Origin of the sequence: Rhodococcus sp. R1101 (assembly GCF_000278445.1) — a bacterium.
GTDB lineage: Bacteria > Actinomycetota > Actinomycetes > Mycobacteriales > Mycobacteriaceae > Rhodococcus > Rhodococcus gordoniae.
Genome location: NZ_AJVB01000295.1, coordinates 1 through 4,669 on the forward strand (window position 1 = coordinate 1; position 4,669 = coordinate 4,669).

Annotated in this window: 4 protein-coding genes and 1 pseudogene; 1 reads left to right on the plus strand and 4 read right to left on the minus strand. The window is 69.1% G+C overall.

The annotated features are described in order from the left end of the window. A partial coding sequence (locus R1101_RS0116260; RefSeq protein ID WP_016934439.1) for a class I SAM-dependent methyltransferase occupies window positions 1-713 on the plus strand: 713 nt, incomplete at its 5' end. A 39-nt stretch (window positions 714-752) separates the two neighbouring features. Here R1101_RS0116260 and R1101_RS27085 read toward each other — a convergent pair. From R1101_RS27085 to R1101_RS0116280, 4 genes and pseudogenes are all read right to left on the minus strand, one after another. After that, window positions 753-1,527, minus strand: a pseudogene (locus tag R1101_RS27085) (amino acid ABC transporter ATP-binding protein). Beyond that, complete coding sequence (locus tag R1101_RS0116270; RefSeq protein ID WP_016934440.1) at window positions 1,524-2,510, minus strand: amino acid ABC transporter permease; 987 nt, start codon at window positions 2,508-2,510, stop codon at window positions 1,524-1,526. The pseudogene R1101_RS27085 and the gene R1101_RS0116270 overlap by 4 nt, the downstream one beginning before the upstream one ends. Before the next feature lie 11 nt (window positions 2,511-2,521). Beyond that, complete coding sequence (locus R1101_RS0116275) at window positions 2,522-3,415, minus strand: ABC transporter substrate-binding protein (protein WP_198420287.1); 894 nt, start codon at window positions 3,413-3,415, stop codon at window positions 2,522-2,524. Between the two features lie 86 nt (window positions 3,416-3,501). After that, the gene (locus R1101_RS0116280; RefSeq protein WP_016934442.1) at window positions 3,502-4,569 is read right to left on the minus strand and encodes an isocitrate/isopropylmalate dehydrogenase family protein; all 1,068 of its coding nucleotides are present in this window, start codon (window positions 4,567-4,569) and stop codon (window positions 3,502-3,504) included. Window positions 4,570-4,669: the final 100 nt, after the last annotated feature.

The following is a 4,669-nucleotide window of genomic DNA, read 5'->3' on the forward strand; positions in this document are numbered from 1 at the left end:
CCCACGGCGATTTCCTCGGCGCGGATTCGGCCGACGGCGAGTTCGTGTGGTGCCCGGAGGGTCTGCACGAGGCCGATGTGCAGTTGCTCGGCCCGGTCTCCGGACGCGACGTCCTCGAACTCGGATGCGGTTCGGCCCCGTGCGCCCGCTGGCTGGCGGGACAGGGCGCCCGCGCGGTCGGACTGGACATCTCCATGGGGATGCTGCAGCGCGGACGCACGGCGACGGCCGCCTCCGGCCGGGCGGTTCCGCTCGTACAGGCCGGCGCCGAGAACCTGCCGTTCGCCGATGCGAGCTTCGACATCGTGTGTTCGGCCTTCGGCGGGGTGCCCTTCGTCGCCGATTCCGCCCGGGTGATGCGCGAGGTCGCGCGGGTGCTGCGCCCCGGCGGACGATGGGTGTTCTCCGTGAACCACCCGATGCGGTGGATCTTCCCCGACGACCCCGGCGAACAGGGCCTCGTCGCGATGTTCCCCTATTTCGACCGGACCCCTTACGTGGAGGTCGACCCGACGGGTCGCGCGACCTACGCCGAGCACCACCGCACGGTGGGCGACCGGGTGCGCGAACTCGTCGCCGCCGGGCTCGAGGTCTACGACATCGTCGAACCCGAGTGGCCCGAGCATCTCGATCGCGAGTGGGGGCAGTGGAGCCCGCTGCGCGGATCGATCTTCCCGGGCACCGCCATCTTCTGCAGCCGCAAACCCGCCTGATCCCGGCTCCCGACCCCCGCCGGGTTCAGGGTCCGGCGTTCACAGCAGCCGGGACAGGAACTCCCGAGTACGGCTCTCCTTCGGGTCGGCCAGGATCTTGCGGGGGATCGCCGGCCTCGACCACGACACCGCCGTCCATGAAGACCAGTTGATCTGCGACCTCCCGCGCGAAGCCCATCTCGTGCGTGACGACGACCATCGTCATGCCGCCGTCCGCGAGATCGCGCATCACCGCGAGTACCTCGCCGACGAGTTCGGGGTCGAGGGCCGAGGTGGGCTCGTCGAAGAGCATGAGCTTGGGATCCATGGCGAGCGCGCGGGCGATCGCCACGCGCTGCTGCTGGCCGCCCGAGAGCTGCGCGGGATAGGCGTCGACCTTGTCGGCCAGCCCCACCCGGGCGAGCAGATCGCGGGCCTTCTCGACCGCCTCGCCGCGCTTGATCCTCTTCACGAGGATCGGTGCCTCGACGACGTTGTCCAGCACGGTGCGGTGCGGGAACAGGTTGAAATGCTGGAACACCATGCCGATGTCGCGGCGCTGCTTCGCGGCGGCACGCGGGTGCAGTTCGTACAGTTTCGAGCCGCGCTCGGCATAACCGACGAGATCCCCGTCGACGTACAGGCGACCGGCATCGACGCGTTCGAGGTGGTTGATGCACCGGAGGAAGGTCGACTTGCCCGATCCGGACGGGCCGATCAGACAGGTCACCTGGCCGCGTCCGACCTCGAGCGAGATGCCCTTGAGCACCTTCACGGCGCCGAAGCTCTTGCAGACCCGGTCGGCCCGCACCATCGGCGTGTCGACGGACGTCATATGCGTTCCTCCCCCGGTGCGCCGGGCTTCGGCGTCGGCTTGCCGGCCTCGGTGACCGGTGCGTTCTGTGCGTCGGCGAGTGCCTGCAGCTGACGGGCGGTGAGCTGCCGGGTCAGACCCTTCGAGTAGTGCCGTTCGAGGTAGTACTGGCCGATCATGAGCAGGCTGGTGATCGCCAGGTACCAGGTCGCGGCGACGAGCAGCAGTGGGATCGGCTGGAAGTTCGCGCCCGAGATGTCGCGGGCGCGACCGTACAGCTCGAGGCTGTACGGCACGGCGGCGACCAGCGACGTGGTCTTGAGCATGCTGATCAGCTCGTTGCCGGTGGGCGGGATGATCACCCGCATCGCCTGCGGGAGGACGGTGCGGCGGATCGTCTGCGACCACGACATGCCGAGCGCGGTGGACGCCTCGAGCTGTCCTTCGGGCACGGAAGTGATGCCGGCGCGCACGATCTCCGCCATGTACGCCGCTTCGTTGAGCGCCAAGCCGATCACGGCGAACAGGAACGCCGCGTTCAGGCCCTGCACGTCGATGTGGACGAACTGGTGGACGAACGGGATTCCGAGGTCGATCTGCTTGTAGATCGACGGGAACAGCCCCCACAGCACGAGTTGCACGTACACGGGGGTTCCGCGGAAGACCCACAGGTACAGCCATGCGACGGAACGCAGGACGGGATTCGGGGACAGGCGCATCACCGCGAGCACCACGCCGAGGAGCACGGCGATGAGCATCGCCAGAACCGTCAGCTGCACGGTCTTCCACGCGGCCGCGGTGATACGGGCATCGAACAGGTACCGGGCGTAGATGTCCCAGCGGTAGGCCTCGTTGGTGGCCGCTCCCCAGGCGAACAACCCGAGTGCGATCAGGACGATCGCGCCGGAGATCCATCGTCCGGGATGACGCAGGGGTACTGCGCGTATCGGCTCCGGTTCGTCCGGTCGCTGTTCCGCGGTTCTCGCGGACGTGGACTCGCTCATGGTTCCCTTTCTCAGCTCGTCGCGCCGTTGATCTGCGAGGCGGTGATCGCGCCGTCCTCCATGCCCCAGCGCGCGGTGATCTCGCCGTACGCACCGGAGTCGATGAGATACTGCACCGCCTGCTGCAGTACGGGACCGAACGGCGAGCCCTTGGCGACGACGAATCCGTAGGGCGCGGCGTCGAAGACCTCACCGGCCGGTTCGAGCCGTCCCTCGCTGCGGGAGACGACGTACGCCGTGACCGGCGAGTCGGCGGACAGTGCGTCCACCCGGCCGAGGATCAGGGCGTTGGCGGCCTCGTCCTGGCTGTCGTACTTGACCTTGTCGATGGGCGGCAGCCCGCGGGCGACACACTCCTCGCTCTTGGCCGGGATCTCTTCGAGGTCCTCGATCGTGGTGGTCTGCACCGCCACCCGCAGTCCGCACGCGTCGTCGGGGTCGACGGATTCGCCGGTGCGCTGCGCCCACCGCACCCCGGCGCTGTAGTAGGTGACGAAGTCGACCGATTCCTCGCGTTCCTTCGTGTCGGTGAACGACGACGAGCCCATCTCGAACGTGCCGGCCTGGACGGCCGGGATGATCCGGTCGAAGTCCGCTTCGTCGAACACCGCCTCGAGACCGAGGACGTCGCCGACGGCCTGGACGAGCTCGACGCCGAAACCGACGATGGTTCCGTCGTCGTCCTTGAACTCGTTGGGGGCGTAGGGCACGTTCACCCCGACCTCGAGGGTTCCGCCGTCGGCGACGTCTGGTGGCAGTCGGCTCGCGATGGCGTCGACCTTCTCGACGCCGATCCGGTCGCCGGGCGGGACGGTCGATTCGGTGTTCACCACGCACCCGGTCGCGAGGGCGAGCACCGCCACTCCCCCCGCCAGCCTGCTCAGGGTCCGGGCGCGACCACGCACCCACGAGGTCGCGCGGCGGGTGTGCACTGCTCGTTTCACAGTCGAACAGTATCCAACCCGGGAGGGGGGCGAACGCAAACCGAAGCTCAGGCCTCGAGGCGAGCGACGACGGCGGCGGTGAACTCGTCCGTCGAGGCGGTGCCACCGAGATCGGCGGTGGCGACACCCGCCGCGACCGTCGCGCGTACCGCGTCCTCGATGTTGCGGGCGGCGGCGGAGAACTCGATGTCCGCTCGGGCACCGAGACGGTCGAGAAGCATGGCGGCGGACAGGATCAGCGCGATCGGATTGGCGCGGCCCTGCCCGGCGATGTCCGGTGCCGCGCCGTGCGCGGCCTGCGCCATGGCCTTCGTGCGCGATGCGTTGATCGACGCCGCGGTGCCGAGCGAGCCGGACAGTTCGGCCGCGAGGTCCGACAGGATGTCGCCGAACATGTTCTCCGTCACGATCACGTCGAACTCCGCGCCGCGGCGCACGAGCAGCGCGGCCATCGCGTCGACGTGCTGGTCGTCGACGGTGACGCTCGGGTAGAGACGCCCCACCTCCTGGCACACGTCCCGGAACAGGCCGGTCGTGAGGGAGAGCACGTTCGCCTTGTGCACGATGGTGACGCGCTTGCGGCGACGCGACGCGAGGTCGAAGGCGGTGTGCGCGATGCGTTCACAGGCAGCGCGCGTGATCACCCCGACCGCGAGGGCGATGTCGGGGGTGGGCATGAACTCGCCGCTGCCGACGGCCATGTTGCGGTCGGCGTAGAAGCCCTCGGTGTTCTCCCGGACGACGACGAGATCCATCCTCGGCGAGACCGACGGCACCCCGGGCAACGCGGAAGCGGGCCGGATGTTCGCGTACAGGTCGAAGTGTTTGCGGATCCGTCCGCCCGGGGTGAGCTGACCCCGGAACTCGGGTGGGTAGGAGGCATTGTCGTGCGGGCCGAGGATCCACGCGTCGAGCTCGGCGAGGGTGTCGAGGGTCACCTGCGGCAGGGGACTGCCGTGGGTGTCGATCGCGGTGGCACCCACCGGCAACGGCACCCAGTCGATAGCGACCCCGGCCGCCGCGACGGCGGTGTCGACGACCGTGCGGGTCGCCGGCACGATCTCGAGGCCTATGCCGTCGCCCTCGAGAAGTCCGATGCGGTGGCGGTGGAGCATTGCGGTGTCGTCGGTCACCCCGTCATCATTGCCTACCGTGGTCCAGTCGGTGGAACTCCTCCTCGACACCTCGCTCGACGCGGCGGTGCGCGACGAGTGG